The organism is Variovorax sp. 20P10.2.4 (assembly GCF_058244205.1).
This window is the reverse complement of the sequence record NZ_JBZAYE010001174.1, coordinates 1-1,112: the sequence shown is the minus strand read 5'-3', so window position 1 is coordinate 1,112 and position 1,112 is coordinate 1. Positions and strand designations below refer to the sequence as shown.

Below are 1,112 nucleotides of genomic sequence, written 5' to 3'. Positions count from 1 at the left end.
CGCCCGCGCCCGAGCGCCGAGGCTGGCTCGACAAGCTCAAGACCGGCCTGCGCAAGACCGGCACCGGCATCCAGGCGGTGTTCGTCAATGCCCAGATCGACGAGGCGCTCTACGAAGAGCTCGAATCCGCGCTGCTGATGGCCGACGCCGGCGTGAAGGCCACCGAATACCTGCTCGACGACCTGCGCCGCCGCGTGAAGAGCCAGATGGCGACCGACGCGTCACAGGTCAAGCGCCTGCTGGCCGAGGCCATCGCCGACCTGCTGCGCCCGCTCGAGAAGCCGCTGGAGATCGGCCGCCACACGCCCACCGTGATCATGGTCGCGGGCGTGAACGGCGCGGGCAAGACCACCTCCATCGGCAAGCTCACCAAGCACCTGGCCAACGAAGGCGCCTCGGTGCTGCTGGCTGCGGCCGACACCTTCCGTGCCGCGGCGCGCGAGCAGCTGCTGGTCTGGGCCGACCGCAACACGGTCGAGATCGTGAGCCAGGAAGGCGGCGACCCTTCCGCCGTGAGCTTCGACGCGGTGAACGCCGGCAAGGCGCGCGGCAAGGACGTGGTGCTGGTCGACACCGCCGGACGGCTGCCGACCCAGCTGCACCTGATGGACGAGCTCAAGAAGATCAAGCGCGTGGTCAACAAGGCCGACGCGACCGCGCCGCACGAGGTGCTGCTGGTGATCGACGGCAACACCGGCCAGAACGCGCTGGCGCAGGTCAAGGCCTTCGACGAGACGCTGGGCCTGACCGGGCTGGTCGTGACCAAGCTCGACGGCACGGCCAAGGGCGGCGTGCTGTGCGCGATCGCACGCGAGCGGCCGATCCCGGTCTACTTCATCGGCGTGGGCGAAAAGCTCGAGGACCTCGAAACCTTCGACGCACGCGAGTTCGCGCAGGCGCTGCTGGGCAACTGAGGGGCGCCCGCTCCCTCAACGAGCGAGCACCGCCTCGCTCATCGCCTCGAGCAGCCGGTTCGCCACCACCGGCTTGAACAGCACCGGCACGCGCGACTCGCGCACGCGCAGCAGCCGGTCGGGCGAGGTCTCGCCGGTGATCAACAAGAGCGGCGTGGCACCGTCGCCGGCCCGGCTCAGGCGCAGGCCTGCATCGAG

2 protein-coding genes are annotated in these 1,112 nt (G+C 70.1%); one reads left to right on the top strand and one right to left on the bottom strand.

The features are described from left to right. The coding region (gene ftsY, locus AC27VN_RS42080) for a signal recognition particle-docking protein FtsY (protein WP_490880604.1) at window positions 1-914 on the top strand (914 nt) is incomplete at its 5' end. Window positions 915-929: 15 nt separating this feature from the next. On the opposite strand, the gene AC27VN_RS42075 is transcribed toward ftsY, so the two are convergent. Then, window positions 930-1,112 (bottom strand): hypothetical protein (locus AC27VN_RS42075; protein WP_490880603.1); only part of this gene is annotated, 183 nt, incomplete at its 5' end.